This is a genomic window from Streptomyces sp. NPDC051576 (assembly GCF_040681835.1).
Lineage (GTDB): Bacteria > Actinomycetota > Actinomycetes > Streptomycetales > Streptomycetaceae > Streptomyces.
Genome location: NZ_JBFAZO010000015.1, coordinates 110,568 through 126,778, shown reverse-complemented (window position 1 = coordinate 126,778; position 16,211 = coordinate 110,568). Strand labels below are relative to the sequence as shown.

The 16,211-nt window shown below is 71.8% G+C and carries 15 protein-coding genes; 8 read left to right on the top strand and 7 right to left on the bottom strand.

Annotation, left to right across the window (positions count from 1 at the left end):
* Positions 1-8: 8 nt before the first annotated feature.
* Positions 9-1,493 carry a gluconokinase gene (locus AB0M63_RS39330; protein ID WP_366022743.1) on the bottom strand — a complete coding sequence of 495 codons (1,485 nt, stop codon included), beginning with the start codon at positions 1,491-1,493 and terminating at the stop codon, positions 9-11.
* A gap of 159 nt (positions 1,494-1,652) precedes the next feature.
* On the opposite strand from AB0M63_RS39330, the gene AB0M63_RS39325 reads away from it, so the two are divergent.
* The 4 genes from AB0M63_RS39325 to AB0M63_RS39310 all read left to right on the top strand — a co-directional run bounded on the left by AB0M63_RS39325 (position 1,653) and on the right by AB0M63_RS39310 (position 5,542).
* Positions 1,653-2,537 carry an NAD(P)-dependent oxidoreductase gene (locus AB0M63_RS39325; protein WP_366022742.1) on the top strand — a complete coding sequence of 295 codons (885 nt, stop codon included), beginning with the start codon at positions 1,653-1,655 and terminating at the stop codon, positions 2,535-2,537.
* Positions 2,534-3,307, top strand: a complete 774-nt coding sequence (locus AB0M63_RS39320; protein ID WP_366022741.1) for an SDR family oxidoreductase — start codon at positions 2,534-2,536, stop codon at positions 3,305-3,307. Before AB0M63_RS39325 ends, AB0M63_RS39320 begins: the two co-directional genes overlap by 4 nt.
* Positions 3,308-3,366: 59 nt before the next feature.
* Positions 3,367-4,422 carry an L-idonate 5-dehydrogenase gene (locus tag AB0M63_RS39315; protein WP_366022740.1) on the top strand — a complete coding sequence of 352 codons (1,056 nt, stop codon included), beginning with the start codon at positions 3,367-3,369 and terminating at the stop codon, positions 4,420-4,422.
* A 109-nt stretch (positions 4,423-4,531) separates the two neighbouring features.
* Positions 4,532-5,542 (top strand): D-glycerate dehydrogenase, encoded by a 1,011-nt coding sequence (locus AB0M63_RS39310; protein WP_366022739.1) that lies wholly within the window; start codon positions 4,532-4,534, stop codon positions 5,540-5,542.
* On the opposite strand, the gene AB0M63_RS39305 is transcribed toward AB0M63_RS39310, so the two are convergent.
* Complete coding sequence (locus AB0M63_RS39305; protein WP_355913870.1) at positions 5,532-5,990, bottom strand: Lrp/AsnC family transcriptional regulator; 459 nt, start codon at positions 5,988-5,990, stop codon at positions 5,532-5,534. The genes AB0M63_RS39310 and AB0M63_RS39305 overlap by 11 nt on opposite strands.
* Positions 5,991-6,133: 143 nt before the next feature.
* On the opposite strand from AB0M63_RS39305, the gene AB0M63_RS39300 reads away from it, so the two are divergent.
* The gene (locus AB0M63_RS39300) at positions 6,134-7,150 is read left to right on the top strand and encodes a Glu/Leu/Phe/Val dehydrogenase dimerization domain-containing protein (RefSeq protein WP_366022738.1); all 1,017 of its coding nucleotides are present in this window, start codon (positions 6,134-6,136) and stop codon (positions 7,148-7,150) included.
* Positions 7,151-7,253: 103 nt separating this feature from the next.
* Here AB0M63_RS39300 and AB0M63_RS39295 read toward each other — a convergent pair whose 3' ends face one another.
* The 3 genes from AB0M63_RS39295 to AB0M63_RS39285 form a co-directional block, all read right to left on the bottom strand.
* The gene (locus AB0M63_RS39295; protein WP_366022737.1) at positions 7,254-8,147 is read right to left on the bottom strand and encodes an aminoglycoside phosphotransferase family protein; all 894 of its coding nucleotides are present in this window, start codon (positions 8,145-8,147) and stop codon (positions 7,254-7,256) included.
* A 130-nt stretch (positions 8,148-8,277) separates the two neighbouring features.
* Positions 8,278-8,643: a hypothetical protein gene (locus AB0M63_RS39290; protein ID WP_366022736.1), complete on the bottom strand. Its 366-nt coding sequence runs from the start codon at positions 8,641-8,643 to the stop codon at positions 8,278-8,280.
* Positions 8,640-9,245 (bottom strand): DUF6232 family protein, encoded by a 606-nt coding sequence (locus tag AB0M63_RS39285; protein WP_366022735.1) that lies wholly within the window; start codon positions 9,243-9,245, stop codon positions 8,640-8,642. The genes AB0M63_RS39290 and AB0M63_RS39285 overlap by 4 nt, the downstream gene beginning before the upstream one ends.
* Before the next feature lie 223 nt (positions 9,246-9,468).
* Here AB0M63_RS39285 and AB0M63_RS39280 point away from each other — a divergent pair, with 223 nt between their 5' ends.
* Complete coding sequence (locus AB0M63_RS39280) at positions 9,469-9,756, top strand: hypothetical protein (protein WP_366022734.1); 288 nt, start codon at positions 9,469-9,471, stop codon at positions 9,754-9,756.
* A 162-nt stretch (positions 9,757-9,918) separates the two neighbouring features.
* On the opposite strand, the gene AB0M63_RS39275 is transcribed toward AB0M63_RS39280, so the two are convergent.
* Positions 9,919-11,199, bottom strand: coding sequence for a multidrug effflux MFS transporter (locus tag AB0M63_RS39275; RefSeq protein ID WP_366022733.1), 1,281 nt, complete (start codon positions 11,197-11,199; stop codon positions 9,919-9,921).
* A gap of 111 nt (positions 11,200-11,310) precedes the next feature.
* Between AB0M63_RS39275 and AB0M63_RS39270 the strand changes: the two genes are divergently transcribed.
* Positions 11,311-11,805 (top strand): MarR family transcriptional regulator, encoded by a 495-nt coding sequence (locus tag AB0M63_RS39270; RefSeq protein ID WP_366022732.1) that lies wholly within the window; start codon positions 11,311-11,313, stop codon positions 11,803-11,805.
* 56 nt (positions 11,806-11,861) lie between these two features.
* Here the strand turns inward: AB0M63_RS39270 and AB0M63_RS39265 are convergent, their stop codons facing one another.
* On the bottom strand, positions 11,862-13,043 hold the full coding sequence (locus AB0M63_RS39265) for a cytochrome P450 (RefSeq protein WP_366022731.1): 1,182 nt from the start codon (positions 13,041-13,043) through the stop codon (positions 11,862-11,864).
* A 551-nt stretch (positions 13,044-13,594) separates the two neighbouring features.
* On the opposite strand from AB0M63_RS39265, the gene AB0M63_RS39260 reads away from it, so the two are divergent.
* Positions 13,595-16,138, top strand: coding sequence for a SpoIIE family protein phosphatase (locus AB0M63_RS39260; protein ID WP_366022730.1), 2,544 nt, complete (start codon positions 13,595-13,597; stop codon positions 16,136-16,138).
* Positions 16,139-16,211 lie beyond the last annotated feature (73 nt).

Below are 16,211 nucleotides of genomic sequence, written 5' to 3'. Positions count from 1 at the left end.
GGGGGATGTCAGTACGCCTCGCGCAGCAGCCGGTACAGCCGCTCGGCGAGAGGCCGGGCGTCCGCCATCCGCCGTGCAGCCAGGGGATCGGGGTCCACCGTGCGGTGCGGGCGGGCCGGCACCGGTGCGAGCGGGGTGGCGGCCAGGGACGGCAGGCCACCGAGCGCGCGCCGGCCGAGCAGGGCGGCGCCGAAGCCGGAGCCCGCCGCGTCGTCGGTGATCTCCAACGGCATGTCGAGTGCGGCGGCCACGATCTCGGCCCACAGCGGGGAGCGCAGGGCTCCGCCGGTCGCCCGCACGGTGGTGACCGGTGCGCCGGCCTCGCTCAACGAGTCGCGCACCAGGGCGAGTTGCTGGCCGACGCCCTCGATCATGGCCCGTGTCATATGTGCCCTGCCGTGTCCGCGCCGCAGCCCGATCAGGGCGCCGCGGGCGTCCGGGTCCCACCACGGGGCACGTTCGCCGAGCAGATGGGGCAGCGCGAGCAGCCCCTCCGCCCCGGGCTCGACCTCGGCCGCCTCCTTGAGCAGATCGGCGACGTCGATGCCACCGAAGGACTCCGCGGCCCACTGGGCGACCACCCCCGCGTTGCTGATGGCGCCGCCGAGCACCCACAGCCCGTCGGCGAGGTAGTAGCAGAACACCCGGCACCGTTCGTCCACACCCGGCCGGTCGCGTACGACACGGAGGGCTCCGCTGGTGCCGAGGGACAGGGCGGCGGTCGCGGGCGCGGTGGCACCGACGGCCAGGTTGGCGAGCGGCCCGTCGCCCGCGCCCGCGACCACGGGCAGACCGGCGGGCAGGCCGAGGGCGGCGGCCGGTGCGGGGAGCAGCGCGAACACCTCGGTGGGCGGGACGAGTTCGGGCAGCCGCTCGGCGCCGATTCCGGCGGCCTCCAGGGCCGGCGGGTGCCATCGGGTGGTGCGCATGTCCATCAGCCCGGTGGCCGACGCGCAGGAGAGGTCGGTCACCAGGCGGCCGGTCAGCCGGGACAGGACGAAGTCCTTCAGCCCGCACCAGAGGGCCGCCCGCCTCATCAGCGCGGGTTCGTGCGTGGTGTACCAGGCGAGTTTGGCCAGCGGAGCCATGGGGTGGACAGGGGTACCGGTGGCCCGGTGCAGCTCGGCGCCCCGGTCGTCCGCGCGCAGCCGCCGGGCGACGTCGGCCGCGCGGGTGTCGGCCCAACTCAGCGCGGGAGTCAGTGGAGTTCCGGAGGCGTCGAGGGCGAGCAGGGTGTGCAGAGCCGCGCTGAAGGACAGGCCGGCGACGGCGAGCCCCCGCTGCGCGCAGGCGCCGGCACTCTCGCGCACCGCCTCGATCACCCCGGCCAGTACCGCCTCGGGATCGTGCACGGCTTCACCGTCGCGCGCGGTGCGCATCGGAGCCGGGCGCTCGACGGTCGACACCAACCGGTGGGCGCCGTCCACCGCGACCACTTTGGTCGCCGTGGTGCCCAGGTCGATGCCGAGCACCACCTCGCCGACGTCGGTCATCAGGTTCCCCATTTCGACTCGGAACAACATGCCGGATGGAAACCAACATGATGGACGAAGAACATGCAGCATTGCAGAATCTGAAGGATTTTCCACCCCTTCCCTCATCTTAATGTCCAGTATATTGTTCAGTGAACAGCATTTGGTTCAGGAGGTCAGGTGTCAGGACACATGGAGGTGGGGGTCGCCGGGCTCGGAGTCATGGGCTCCGCCATCGCCCGCCGGCTGCTCGCACGCGGACGGGCGGTGCGCGTCTACGACATCCGACCCGAGGCCGTCGCCGAACTCGCCCGGGACGGGGCCGAATCGGCACGGTCACCGGCCCTGCTCGCCGCCTCGGGAGTGGTGGTCCTCTCCCTCAACACCGCCGACATCGTGGAGCAAGTCGCCTTCGGAGCGGGCGGGTTGCTGGCTTCCACACCCGAAGGCGTCCTGGTGATCGACATGTCGAGCATCGACCCGGGACGCACCCGAGAGTTCGCCGAGCGCGCCGCGAAGCTGGGCGCGGGCTGGGTCGATGCCCCGCTGTCGGGCGGTGTTCCGGGTGCCGAGCGCGGTGAGCTGACCCTGATGCTCGGCGGCGAGGAGGAGAACGTCGAACGCGCTCTTCCCGTACTCGGCGCCCTGGCCTCCCGGCTGACGCACCTCGGCCCGCCGGGCGCCGGGCAGTTGGTGAAGTCCGTCAACCAGGTGCTGGTCGGCTGCGGTTTCGCCGCCCTCGCCGAGGCGGCCGCACTGGTGCGGGCGGCGGGCCTGCCGCCCCGGAAGGTGCTCACCGCGCTCGGCGGAGGCAGAGCCGATTCGGCGCTGCTCCAGGAGTTCTTCGTCAAGTTCGCCGAGGCGGACCTCTCCCCCACCGGACGGGTCAGCAACATGGTCAAGGACCTGGAGGCCGCCCGCGACTACGCGCGCTCGGCCGATGTGCCGCTGCCGGTCACCACCGCCGTCGCGGAACTCCACCGCTGGCTCGTCGCGGCCGGACACGCGGACGCCGACAACGCGGCACTGATGCACTACTACGCCCCTCTGGAGGTACGGCCGTGAAGGCTTCCGCCCTGTTCGACCTCAGCGGCCGCCGGGCCCTGGTCACCGGCTCCAGCAAAGGAATCGGCGCGGCCCTCGCCGCCGGCCTGGCCGAGGCCGGCGCCGAACTCGTCCTCAACGGCCGCGACACCGAAGCGCTGGAGCGGGCCCGGGACGAACTGGCCGACCGCACCGGCGCGAAGGTGCACACGGCCGCCTTCGACGTCACCGACGAGACGGCCGTACGACGAGCGGTCCAGGAGATCGAGGACGGCATCGGGCCGTTGGACATCCTCGTCAACAACACCGGTGTGCAGCACCGCGAACCGATGCTGGAGGTCTCCGCGCAGACCTTCGAACAGGTCCTGCACACCAACCTCACCAGCGCCTTCCTGGTCGGCCGCACGGTCGCCGCCGGGATGGTCGCTCGCGGCCACGGGAAGATCGTCAACATCTGCTCGGTCCAGACCTGGCTGGCCCGGCCCGGCATCGCCGCCTACGCGGCGTCCAAGGGCGGGCTCGCCATGCTGACCCGCAGCATGTGCGCGGAGTGGGCCGGATCGGGGCTGACCGTCAACGCCCTCGCCCCCGGCTACGTGGTCACCGAGCTGACCCGCCCGCTGGTGGAGGACCCGGCCTTCGACTCATGGATCCGGGGCCGCACCCCGGCCGGCCGCTGGGCCTCGGTCGAGGACCTCGTCGGCACGCTGGTGTGGCTCGCGGCACCGGCGTCGGACTTCGTCAACGGCCAGGTGATCGCCGTGGACGGCGGACTCACCGCGGTCGTCTGACCCCACGTCACCAACAGAAGCAGCCGAAGCAGCTGTTCGGCAGAGAGCGGGACGAGGACATGAACTCAGGGACGATGCGGGCCGTGGTCGCGCACGGCGCGGGCGACCTGCGCCTGGAGGAACGGCCGGTTCCCGTGCCGGGCCCCGGTGAGATCGCGGTCGACATCAGATACGGCGGCATCTGCGGCTCCGACCTGCACTACTGGCGCCATGGAGCGGTCGGGGAGTTCCGGCTGCGCGAACCACTGGTGCTCGGGCACGAGATCGTGGGCACGGTGCGCGAGGCGGGCCCCGGCACGCAGGCGCCACCGCCGGGCACGCCGGTGGCCGTGCACCCGCTGGCGTCCTGCGGCAAGTGCCGACAGTGCCTGGCCGGCCGGCGCAACACGTGCCTCGACACCGGTTACCTCGGCAGCGCGGCCCGGAACCCCCACGTACAGGGCGGCTTCGCGGACGTCCTCGTCGTACCGGCCGAACGCGTACTGGCGCTCCCCGAAGGCCTCGATCTACGGCTGGCCGCGGTGGCCGAACCCGCCGCGGTCGCCTGGCACGCCGTACGGCAGGCCGGCGATGTCCGCGGCAAGCGGGTGCTGGTCACCGGCGCGGGCCCCATCGGCTGCCTGGTCGTCGCGGCACTGCGCGCCGCCGGCGCCGCCGAGATCACCGTGACCGACGTGCACGAGGCACCGCTGACCGTCGCCAAGCAGGTGGGCGCCACGTCGACCGTACGGGTCGGCTCCGGCACCGACGGCCTGGACGAACTCGCCGCGGACATCGCCATCGAGTCCTCCGGCAACCCGGCGGGACTGCGCACCTGCGTCCACGGCGTCGACCGGGGCGGCCTCGTGGTGGGCCTCGGCCTGCTGCCGCCCGGGGACACCCCGGTGGCCGCCAACGCCCTGATCACCCGGGAACTGCGACTCGTCGGCTCCTTCCGTTTCGACGACGAACTCGCCGAGGTCCTGCGGGCGCTGGCCGACGGCCGCCTCCCGGTCGGGCCGGTGGTCACGTCCGTACTGCCAGTACCCCAAACTCAACAGGCATTCGAGCTCGCGGCCGACCCGTCCCGCTCGTGCAAGGTACTGCTCGACTTCGGCGATCAGGGGACGGTCTGAGTCTGCGGCGGGACCACCGGCCCCTCCACACCCGTCAACTCCCCGGCGTCCATGGCCACTTTCCCGGCTCGTCCCCTCGGACCAGCCTCCCCCACCGAACGGAGCCCGTATGTCCGGCGCACCAACCCCCCGCCCCCGCGTAGCGGTCAGCCGCACGGGCCTCCCCGGAGACGGCGTCGGACGCCTCGCCGCCCACTTCGACGTCACCGCCTGGCCGCACCCGCAACCGCCGTCCCCCGCCGAACTGGCCGCGCTCGTCGGCGGATGCGAGGGCCTGCTCGTCCTCGGCAGCGACCGGGTCGACACGGATCTGCTCGACGCGGCGGGGCCGACGCTGCGTGTCGTGGCTCTGGCGTCGATGGGTTACGACGGCGTCGACGTGGCGGCCGCCGCCGAGCGCGGTGTCGTCGTCACCCACACTCCCGACGTGTTGGCGGACACCACCGCCGACGTGGCGATGGCACTGATCCTGATGGCCCGGCGCCGGCTGCCCGCCGGCATGGACGCGCTGCGCCGCGGCGAATGGGGCGCCTTCCGCATGGACGCCTTCCTCGGCCTCGACGTCCACGGCGCCACCCTCGGACTGGTCGGCTACGGCCAGATCGCCCGCGCCGTCGCCCGCAGGGCAGCCGGGTTCGGCATGCGCGTACAGCATCACCACCCGCGGCGCCATGAGGACGACGAGCTGTCCCGGTGGGTGCCGTTCGGCGAACTGCTGCGCACCAGCGACGTGGTGTCCGTACACACGCCGCTGACGGAGGAGACCAGGGGCATGATCGGTGCGGAGCAACTCGCCCTGATGAAACCGACCGCGACCCTCGTCAACACCGGCCGAGGCGGAGTCGTCGACGAGGAGGCACTGCTCGCCGCACTGCGCCGCGGAGATCTGCACTCGGCGGGCCTGGACGTGATGACCGGCGAGCCGCGCACCGACCCGTCCGACCCCCTGCTCACCGAACCACACCTGGTCGTACTGCCGCACGTGGGCTCGGCGACGACGGCAACCCGAGCGGCGATGGTGAGACTGGCCGCCGACAACATCGAGGCAGTCCTGCGAGGGCATCCGGCTCCTACTCCACTCCCGGGCACCACGGCATCCCCGGGCGGCGTCATGGCCTGAGGGGTGCGAGCACCTGGTTGTGGGTGTGCTGGTAGATCACCGAGGTGCGGAAGCCGACGACTTCGCGGCGCGCGGTGAACTTGTCCATCAGGAAGCCGTGGAGGTGGTCCACGCTGGGCGCGGAGACGTGCACGATCATGTCGTCGCCGCCCGTGACGACGTACACCGTGCTGACCTCTGGCAGGCCGGCGGCGTACGTCTTGAACGTCTCGATGACCGACCGGCTCAGGGGGCGGATCTGGAAGTGGATGAGCGCCTGGACACGGCGGTTCAGGGCGGCCGGGTCGACCGCCGCGTGGTAGCCGGTGATCACTCCGCGTGCGCGCAGCGCCCGGATGCGTTCGAGACAGGTCGAGGGCGCGATGCCGAGGGTGCGGGCGATGGCACGGTTGGTCTGGCGCGCATCGTGCTGCAGAAGCCGGAGTATCGCCGAATCAAGTTCGTCCATGCGGCGAGTATCGCCCTCGTGCCGACTTTCGTTCGGCTACGGGCCGCGAGCTGTGCCGGAGCGGTTAGCTTCACACGATGACAGCCGTACTTGAGCAAGCTCCGTCCCTCAACCCACCGAATCTTTCACATGAGTTGGTGCAAGTGGTGCGCGGTCGCCGCAGCGGCCTCGCGATCTGTGTCGCCATCCACTCGACCGCCCTGGGCCCGGCCGCCGGTGGCTGCCGTATCGCTCACTACGCCGACCTGGGCGCGGCGATCGCGGACGCGCTGCGGCTTTCGGAGGCGATGACCGGGAAGAACGCGCTGGCAGGTCTGGAACACGGCGGTGCAAAGGCAGTTGTCGCCCTGCCGACCGCGGCCCGACCGGCCGGCGCGGAGCGCACTGCGCTGCTCCACGACCTCGGCGACACGATCGAATCTCTGGGCGGCCGTTACATCGCCGGTCCGGACGTGGGCAGCGGCCCGGCCGACATGTCCGTGATCGGCGAACGCACCCCCCATGTCTGCTGTCGGCCCGTCGAAGACGGCGGCAGCGGCGACTCCTCTCTGCACACTGCGCGCGGCACCCTCGCGGCGCTGGCCGCGGTGGTCGAGGAGGCCTTCGGGTCACCGCGGTTCACGGGCCGGACCTTCGGAGTGATCGGTCTCGGTGCGGTCGGCGGCCAGGTGGCACGCCTGCTGAACCGGGCCGGTGCCCAGCTCGTCGTGACCGATGTCGACCCGACCGCGCGCACCCTGGCCGAGGAACTGGGCGCGACCTGGGTGGACCCGGACGACGCCCTCACCATGCAGGTCGACGTCCTCGTTCCGGCCGCGCTCGGCGGCCTGCTGACCGCCCGCACGGTGCCGCGTCTGCGGTGTGCCGCCGTCGCCGGCCCGGCGAACAACCAACTGGACGAACCGGCCACCGCCCAACTCCTCGCGGAACGTGGCATCTTGTGGGCGCCGGACCTGGTCGTCAGCGCCGGAGGCGTCATCCACGCCACCGGGGTCGAACTGCGCCAGGAGTCCGAGGACCGGCTGACCGCCCGTATCGACGGCATCGCGGCCACGCTCCGCGAGGTCTTCCGCCTGGCCAGGACCCACCGGCTCACACCCGCCATCGCGGCCGGGCGGCTGGTCGAGGAACGGGTCCGCCGCGGGCCGAGGTGGGCATAGGCCGAGCGGTGCTCGGTCTGCACGGCTCCAGTGGCCGGGACTGCACCGATCCCAGTCGGCGAGTGCGCTGCCGCCAGGGAGGCCCGGTCGATCTATGCCGGCGTCAAAGCCCCTTCAGAACACGGTCGAGTGCGGAGCGGCCTGCGGGCCCCCAGTGCGGCTTGCCGCCGGGCAACCCACGGTCACCGTTCAGTCCCATCGACATCAGGAACAGGCTCTTCATCGCGGCCAGCCCGCGTGCCCGCCGTACCGCCGCCTCGTCCCCCTGTGCGTAGCTGTCGAAAAACCGTGAGGCGCCGCCCGCGGGGAGCAGCACCCAGGCGGCCGCAAGGTCCCACGCCGGGTCGCCGGCGAAGACCGCGCCGAAGTCGACGACACCCGCCAATGTCCCGTCCGCGACGACGACGTTGGCGGGATGCAGGTCGCCGTGCACCCACACCGGTGGACCGTCCCACCCCGGGGCCGCCACCGCCTCGGCCCAGACTTCACGGATCTCGTCGGCGAGGTCGGTGGGGGCGACCTGGAAGAGGTGCTCGAAGCCGTCCGCGCAGTCCTTGGGGTGAGCGCCGAAGTCCGAAGTGGGCGGTGCGTCGGAGGGCGCCTCCACGTGCAGCGCCCTGAGGAAGCCCGCCAGTGTCTGGGCCGCGTGGTCGCCGCGGGTGATCGAGCCGTGGTCGAGCGGAGTGCCCTCGACCCATGTCATGACCGTCCAGATCTTGGGAAAGCGATCGGACGGCGCACCGTCCCGCACGGGAACAGGAATCGGCAGCGGCAGCCGCGAGGCCAGTGTCGGCAGCCACCGGCGCTCCTTGAGCTGCGGATCGGGGCTCGTGTCCATCCGCTGCATCCGGACGGCCAAGTCGTCCCCGAGGCGCCACATTTGATTGCCCCAGCCGCCCTCGACCTCGCGGATGGACAGCTTCGCCAGGTCCGGATGCTGTTCCCGAAGCAGGTCGCGGACCAGATCCTCGCTGATCTCAATCTCGGATTCGATCATGCGTAGTCACAGTACTTGGGGTGGGCGGCGGCGACCTTGCTCTTCGGGCAATCCAACTCCCCGTGAAATCCCTGGACAGCCAGTGCGTCCAGGGCGCCGCAGACTGTGCGGGCGAGGGCTGTTCGGCCACCTACTGGCCGCCGAGCAGCCCCAGGATCCGGTTCACCGCCTCCAGCACCGGCTGGCCCACCGCGCCGACCGTCGCCGCGATCCCCGCGACGGCCATCAGCGCGCGGTGCTGCTCCTGCGGGGCGGTGGCCTGGTCCGTGGTGAGGGCCGGCAAGGAGTCGTCGATGGCCTGCGCGCTCGCGGCCGGGACCTGCTCACGCAGGGTCCCGACCAGTCGGCGAAGTTCCTCGACTGCGGCTTGGAGGGCGGGGTCGACGGGGAGCGGCCCGGCCGGTGTCTGGTGCTTGGCGATGCCGGTGTTCCCCGTACCGCCGTGCATGTTGACGTTGTCACCGAAGTAGAAGTTGTTGCCGCCCATGCCACTCATGCGTGTCCCACTCCCACGTTGCCCGTACCGCCGTACATGTTGACGTTGTCACCGAAGTAGTAGTTCGCCGGGTTGACCATGAGACGGTCCACCCTGACGTGGAACTCCGTCTCCGGGTGCTCGATCGCGTGCACGATGGAGCCCACCAGTTGATCGAGCTGTCGCGGGTCCGCGCTCGTCACCACGGCCATGGGCGGGCCGGACGTCTCCACGGCCAGGACGTACAGCGGCGCCGCCGTCAGCACCTGCAGCCACTCCACCCCGCAGAAGATCAGCGCGGCCGTCGAGCCCAGCCACACCCACACGATGAGCGTGCCCGCCGTGTCCTGGCTGGCGATCCCGGTGATGCCGCCGAGGATGGTCAGTGCGAACGCCACCGACAGGATGATCCCGAGACGCTTCAGGAAGAGCCTCGTGGCCTCCCAGCGCTTCGGCATGAGCATGTACGTGTGCACCCGGGCGATGTTCGCCAGCGGGTACGAGGCCCCGCCGACCCACAACAGCCGCTTGCCGACCCGCAGGTCGATCGCGTGTAACGCCTGCGGCGGGGTGGCGGGCGGCGGCGGGATGTCCGGGAAACCGGACACTTCGGTTCTCTCCACGAGTCCCCCTGAGATCACTGACAGGTGATCATTAACTACGTCAGGTGGCCATCTGTGCAAGTCGATATACGGGATCAACTGTGCTGCTTTCGTGGAGAGTTGACCGCAGCCGTCCAGATCGTTCGCCGACGGCGGGCACGGTTCACCAGGGGTCTCGCCCGCTGGCGCAGCCGAACAAGTCGGTGGCGGCCGCCAGCGGCGACTCGCGTGAGATCATCCGTTCATGAGCGGCGACCTGGAAGTGAGCGCACTGGCGATCAATGTCACGATCCCTCAAGCACTCCGCTGGACCGACACTCGACGCGGTGAAGCGTTCACGCTCACCACTCTCAACATCCGGCTTCTCCCGGACGGTCACCTCGCCGTGAAGGCCTATGGCCGCCCAGTCGGTGGCGGTCGGGGCGCGTACGTCTCGTTCCCCGTCCCGGACAAGCCCGAACTGGCGGCCCTGGTCGACGAAGCCGCCAGCCGCGCCGGGGAGTTGTGGGCCGCGCATCGTGGTCTCGGCTGAACCAGTTCGCCCACCGCGCGCGCCCACCAAGACGCCGCAGGGATGTCCACCTCGCCACCGACCGCAGTACCGCCCCTTGGTGATCGTTCCAACTGCGGGGCAGGCCGCCGACAGCCCGCAGTTCATCCCCGTGCTCAACAAGACCGGAAAACCTCCAGCCACCTACGACACCCCCGAACCCGGCTCCCCTCCCCCTTCCCAAGGCCGTGCCAGCCCCACCAGCACAACCCCCGCGGCCCCCACCGCGACCAGCATGATCACCGCCATCGGCAGGGAGCTGTCCTCCCCGAACAACCCCACCAGCGGTGCCGCGAGCGCGCCGAACAGGAACTGCAGGCCGCCGAGGAGGGCGGAGGCCGCGCCGGGGGCCCTGCGGCCGAGGGCCTGGCCGATGCTCAGGGTCGACGGGAAGACCATGCCGATGCCGCCGGCTGTGATGAACAGCGTGATCCAGGTGCCCGCGAGGGTCTCCCCCACGGTCAGCACCAGCAGTACCTGGGCCAGCGCGCCGATCGCCGCCACGCCGACTCCGGCCATGAGGAGGTTGTTCAGCCGTGTGCGTCCGGCCAGTCGGGAGAAGGTCGCGCCGGCTAGCAGCATGGCGAAGGCGTTGGTCGCGAAGATGAGGGAGTACGTCGTCGCCGACACACCGTGCAGGTTCTCGAACACGAAGCTGGAGCCGCTGATGTAGGTGAACAGCGCCGCCGAGATGAAGGCGAGGACAAGGACGTACCCCATGAAGCTACGACGGCCCAGCAGCGCCCCCATGGCGCGGAAGGTGCTCGCGATCCCGCCGGCGTGCCGCCGCTCGGGCGGCAGGGACTCCGGCACCTTGCAGAGCACGGCCAGCAGCAACAGACCGCCGATCACTGCCAGTACGACGAAGACCGCGCGCCAGGTCGACACGGCCAGGATCGCCCCGCCGAGCACCGGCGCCGCGACCGGTGCGACGCCCATGATCTGCGAGAGCACCGCGAAGTAGCGCGGCAGTTCCGGCCCGTGGAAGCGGTCGGTCAGCACGGCGCGGGCCAGCACCATGCCGGCCGCGCCGGTCACGCCCTGGAGGAACCGGGCGCCGGTGAGCACCCCGATGCCGGGGGCGAGGGCGCAGGCGAGGGAGAAGAACACGAACCCGGCCGTGCCGAGGAGCAGCAGCCGACGGCGTCCGAGGCCGTCGCTGAGCGGGCCGATCAGCAGTTGCCCGACGACGAGCCCGGCGAGGAACGCGGTCATCGTCAGTTGTACGGCCGAGCTGCCGGCCCCGAGCGTGTGCCCCAGGGCGGGGAAGCCGGGGACGTACATGTCGGTCGCGAGCGGGGCGACCGCCGTGAGCGCGGCGAGGACGGCGACCAACGCGACGGCGGAGCCTCGCGACGGGTCGGTGGTGTCGGCCGGGGCGGAGGCGCGCGCGGCGGTGGAACGGGAGGGGGACGGGGATACCATGACCGCAACGGTAACCGATGGTTCACTGGTTAACAATGACGGATCGGTGAAGGCCCGTAACGTCCGCAACATCCGGAACGAGCCGGTCCAGGAAGCGAGAGCACTAGCCCCATGTCACCCACCGCCGCCGAGGTCCACGCCCAGTGGGCCGAGCACAACCCCGGTCTCGACACCTCCCCCATGGAGCTGATCGGCCTGCTCAAGCACGCCACCGGTCTCCTGAACCGCGCGGTGGAGCCTCTCTACGCGGGCGCAGCGCTCACCGCCCCCGAGGTCGACATGCTGATCCCGCTGCGCCACGCCACCGACCCGGTGATCGCCCGCCGCCTCGCCGAATGGCTCGGCCTCTCCCGCGCGGGCGTCAGCAAGGCCCTGGCCAAGCTGGAGAAGCGCGGCTTCATCGCCCGCACCCCGAACCCGGCCGACCGGCGCGCCGCGCTGGTGACCATCACACCGGCCGGATCCAAGGCCGTGGACGACCTCTTCCCCCGCCAACTCGCCACCGAGGTGGCACTGTTGGCGGGCCTGGGCGAGGACCGGGCCCAGGTGCTGAGCGCGCTGGGACGGCTGGTTGAGGTCATGGAGCGCCAAGTGGGCCGCGAATGAAGGGCTCCTGACGGGGCGTCATCGTACGACTGGGTCGTCACCGCCAGTTCGTCATGTCAGGCCGTGCCGGCGTCCCAGAGCACATGGAGCGTGGGCGGCTTGCGGAACACCAGTCCGTGCGGGGCGGTCGGGTGGTCCGGGTCCAGGCGCAGGGCGGGAAGCCGTTCGAGGAGGTGCTGGAGGGCGATACGGGTCTCCAGGCGGGCGAGGTGGGCGGCGAGGCAGTAGTGCGGGCCGTGGGCGAAGGCCAGTTGGAGGCGGGCGTTCTCGCGGCGGACGTCGAATCGGTCGGGGTCGGGGAAGACGGCCGGGTCGCGGTTGGCGCCGGTGAGGGAGACGGTGACCAGGTCGCCCTCGCGGATGGTGGCCGGGCCGAGGACCGTGTCCCGGGTGGCGTAGCGGTCCACGACGGCGGCGCCGGGTTCCAGGCGCAGCGATTCCTCGATGGCGCCGTCCAGGAGGCCCATGTCGGCCCGGACCAGGGCGAGTTGGTCGGGATGCCGGAGCAGGTGCAGCAGCGCGTTGGTGATCATCGCTTCGGTGGTTTCTATGCCGCCGAACATCAACACCGCTGCGTTGGACGCGACTTCGGGCACCGTCAGGTGTCCGGCGGCGGAGACGAGGAGTGAGGTTCCGCCCCGGTCGGCGACGGTGGCTTCGACAGCCGCCCGCAGTTCCGCGTACGCCTTGGTGCCGGCGGCTCCCGCCTCGTGCCCGGCGGTGATGTCGGACACCGACCGCACGATCGCGTCGTACCAGGTGAGGACCGTGTCCGGGGTGGCGCCGGTCAGGCCGAGCGCCTCGGTCACGACGGCGACCGCGAGCGGGCCCGCGAAGGCGCGGCGCAGTTCGCCGGCGCCCGCCGGGCGCAGCGCGGTGACCAGCCGGTCGGTCTCCCGCTCGATGAACGAGGCGAAGCCGTCCCGTACTTCGCGCGGGCGGAAGGGCGCGGTGAAGGGGTCGCGGTGGCGGGCGTGCCGGTTTCCGTCGAGGGAGAGCATGCTCGGGCCGACGACCTGGGCGGTGGAGAAGCGCGGGTCGTCCACGGTGAAGGTGGCCGCGTCCCGCATCACGCTCAGCGCGAGGTCGCGCCGGGTCACCAGCCAGCCGTCCAACTCGGGCAGCCAGGACACGGGTTCACGCTCGCGGAGGCGCGCCAGCCGTGGATGCGGGTCCTGGGCGAGCTCGGCGAGCGTGGTCCCGGCGCCGAGCGGGAAGGACGCGGCGACCGTGCTCATCGCGATCCATGACGGGGCAGGGAGAAACTGGTCATGACCGAGGCTAACAATCGCGCCTCGGGCCAGGCGCTCCGGGTCGATACCCCTGAAGGTCCGTCCCGCCTCCGACCGAGGACCCACACCGGCCGGTCACCACCGATGAGGGCAACAGATCGAATTCGCCCCGCGAGAGACGTAGTTTGCGCCATCCTGAACGCCACGGGACGAGGACCGACCGCCGAAGCGCGGCGGCACCAACTCCCGTGTCCCGATTAGCCACTTAGCTCGTTGATCCGAAAGGGCCCAGCCCCATGGCCACACCCCTGTTCGCTGTCGTCGCCTGAATCACCGGAAGCCCCTGGCAGTCGCGCCGGGGAGCCTTCGGCATGGCATCGTGTCCAGCATCCGACATCGACACTTGAGTCACTCTTGATCACTTCATCACACACCGGCGGACCGGCGATACGCCTGCCTCTCCAGCCCATCCCGTCCGCCCAGGTGACCCCGGCCGCGTCCTGGCGCATTCTTGCTGTGTCACCCACCCGGCGCCACAGGGACGAGGTAGAGCCCCAATGACTGGGAGTGCCGAGCGCGAGAAGGGGACGCCCGGACGGCTCGCCGAGCTGCTCATCGACGCCTCGACGGAGGCGATCGACGCGGCAGGCGGCCACTCGGGGGGCGTCTACCTGCGGTCGAGCACGCCCGGACTGCTGCGCCTGGCCGTGCTGGCGGGGCTGCCCGGGCCGCTGTTCCGCCCCTGGGGCCGACTGCACGTCGACAGCAAGTTCCCCGTCGCGGACGCCCACCGGCTCGGCGTCCAGGTGGTCCTGCCGAACGCCACCGAGACCATGCGCCGCTATCCCCAGTTCGCGGCCAGCCTCCCCTTCCAGTTCGGGTCCCTGTACGTGCCCGTCATCAGCGGGTCGACGGCTTACGGCGTGCTGACCGTGCTGCGTCCCTCCGCCGCCGACGCCACCGAGGTGCTGTCCGGGGTGGACCGTATGACCCGACTGGCCGAGGAGCTGGGTACTGCGCTGCGCGACCTGGAGGACGAGCACAAGGACGAGGACGGCCCGTGGGTCGCCTGGGACGGCGAGCCGGTGTGCGTCCGGTCGGCGGCCACGCACCGCCCCGAAGGCCGTATGGCGCGGTTCGTGTGGGATCCGGTGACGGCGGTGGTGAGCGGGGACGGCACCCTGCCCGCCCTGCTGGGAGTGGACCCCGCGGCGTTCGCCGGCACCGCGCAGTCGATGGCGGATGCCCTGGCCCCGGGCGACACCTACCAGGTCATGGCAGCACTGCGGGCGACGGCCGCCGGGAAGCCGCCGCCGCTCCCCCTGCGGGTGCGGGCGGCGGACGGCTCGACCAGGCTGCTGGACCTGTGGACGTCCGCCCCCGGCCCCGTCCCGCGCCGGGGCGGACATCCGGTCAGCGGTGTCGTCCTCGACCCGGGCGCCGCCCGGATGCCGGACAGCGCGGCCGATCTCCTCCCGGACGGTGTGTTCTGCCTGGACCGGCTGGGGCTGGTCACCTACGCCAATCCACGCGCCGCCCAGTTGCTGGGCCGGCCGCGCGAGGAGCTGCTGGGCCGCCCGCTGTGGGAGGGCGTGCCCTGGCTGAACCAGATCGGCTGCGAGGACCAGCTCCGCGGCGCCCTGCTGTCCCTCGAATCCGCGCACTTCCACGTCCGGCGCCCGGACGCACGGGAGCAGCCGCAGGGGTCGTACGAGAGCGAATGGCTCGCGATGGCCGTCCATCCGGGCCAGGACGGTCTGACGTGCACCATCGTGCCGTCGGCCCGGGTGGCGGGACCGCCGCTCCCGCTGGTGCCCGTGGACGCCGACGAGCCCGACACGCCGGCGAACGGCGTCACCTCGCTGGCCCCGGTGTACCGGCCGATCGTGCTCGCCATCGCGCTGACGGAGGCGGTCACGGCCCGCCAGGTGTCCGCGGTGGTCATGAAGGAGCTGCTGCCCGCGTTCGGCGGCCGAAGGCTCGCGATCTACCTGTTGCAGGAGCGCCATCTGTCCCTGGCCTGGGAGACCGGGTTCCCGCAGGGGTTCCTCGCCCCGTTCGACGGGGTCGGCCTCGATGCCCGGCTGCCGGGGGTCGAGACCCTCACCACGGGACGTCCGCTGTTCTTCGACTCCATGCAGCAGCTCGCGGAGGCCTATCCGGGGATACCGCTGGACGCGGAGGTGGGGGCCCGCGCGTTCCTGCCGCTGATCGCGTCGGGCCGTCCGGTCGGCTCCGCCATCCTGGGCTTCGACCGGTCCCGCAGCTTCAGCACCGAGGAGCGCACGGTGCTCACCGCCCTCGCCGGGCTGATCGCCCACGCGATGGAGAAGGCCCAGCGCTACGACTCGGAGGCGGCCCTCGCCCGCGGCCTCCAGCAGGCCCTCCTCCCCCGCCGGCTGTCGGCCCACCCGCAGGTGGAGACCGCAGGCCGCTATCTGCCCGGCACCCAGGGCATGGAGGTGGGCGGCGACTGGTACGACGTCGTCGAGGCAGGCGACGGTCTGGCCCTGGTCATCGGCGACGTCCAGGGACACGGCGTCCAGGCGGCCGCCACCATGGGTCAACTCCGCAGTGCGGTAAGGGCGTTCGCGCTCGGCGACCGGCCGCCCGACGAGGTGATGAGCGGCACCAACCACCTCCTCATCGACCTCGACCCCGGGCAGTTCGCGAGCTGCTGCTACCTGCGGCTGGACCCGGCGAGCGGGCTGGTCCGGGTCGCCCGGGCGGGCCATCCACCACCGCTGATCCGTACCCCGGACGGCCGTACCCGGGTCTGGGACATCCCCGGAGGCGTCGTACTCGGGGTGGATCCGCACGCCCAGTACCCGGTGGCGGAACTCCACCTGGAGCCCGACTCCATCCTGGCGCTCTACACGGACGGCCTCGTGGAGCGGCCCGGCGTCGACATAGACGACGGCATCGCCGCCCTGCGGGTGGCCCTCGCGAAGGCGGCCGGGCCCGCCGCACGGCCGGGCGGTCGTTCCCTCGCCGGGGTCGCCGACCGCCTCACCACGGCGGCCCGGCACGCGGCCGACCGCCCCGACGACATCGCGCTGCTGCTCGCGGCCCGGCGGGCCAAGCCCGGCCGGCACCCCTGATCCACGGGTCGGCCCCGGCCCGTCACCCGGTGTGACGCCCCTCGCCTCCTGAGGTCAGGCAGTGTAGACATGG

Bases quoted from the DNA above. Each gene is read 5' to 3' on its own strand.
- AB0M63_RS39280 (WP_366022734.1), top strand. From the start codon at position 9,469: ATGAGCGGCGACCTGGAAGTGAGCGCACTGGCGATCAATGTCACGATC.
- AB0M63_RS39270 (WP_366022732.1), top strand. From the start codon at position 11,311: ATGTCACCCACCGCCGCCGAGGTCCACGCCCAGTGGGCCGAGCACAAC.
- AB0M63_RS39295 (WP_366022737.1), bottom strand. From the start codon at position 8,147: ATGATCGAATCCGAGATTGAGATCAGCGAGGATCTGGTCCGCGACCTG.
- AB0M63_RS39265 (WP_366022731.1), bottom strand. From the start codon at position 13,043: ATGAGCACGGTCGCCGCGTCCTTCCCGCTCGGCGCCGGGACCACGCTC.
- AB0M63_RS39305 (WP_355913870.1), bottom strand. From the start codon at position 5,990: ATGGACGAACTTGATTCGGCGATACTCCGGCTTCTGCAGCACGATGCG.
- AB0M63_RS39310 (WP_366022739.1), top strand. From the start codon at position 4,532: ATGTCCGGCGCACCAACCCCCCGCCCCCGCGTAGCGGTCAGCCGCACG.
- AB0M63_RS39315 (WP_366022740.1), top strand. From the start codon at position 3,367: ATGAACTCAGGGACGATGCGGGCCGTGGTCGCGCACGGCGCGGGCGAC.
- AB0M63_RS39260 (WP_366022730.1), top strand. From the start codon at position 13,595: ATGACTGGGAGTGCCGAGCGCGAGAAGGGGACGCCCGGACGGCTCGCC.
- AB0M63_RS39275 (WP_366022733.1), bottom strand. From the start codon at position 11,199: ATGGTATCCCCGTCCCCCTCCCGTTCCACCGCCGCGCGCGCCTCCGCC.
- AB0M63_RS39290 (WP_366022736.1), bottom strand. From the start codon at position 8,643: ATGAGTGGCATGGGCGGCAACAACTTCTACTTCGGTGACAACGTCAAC.
- AB0M63_RS39330 (WP_366022743.1), bottom strand. From the start codon at position 1,493: ATGACCGACGTCGGCGAGGTGGTGCTCGGCATCGACCTGGGCACCACG.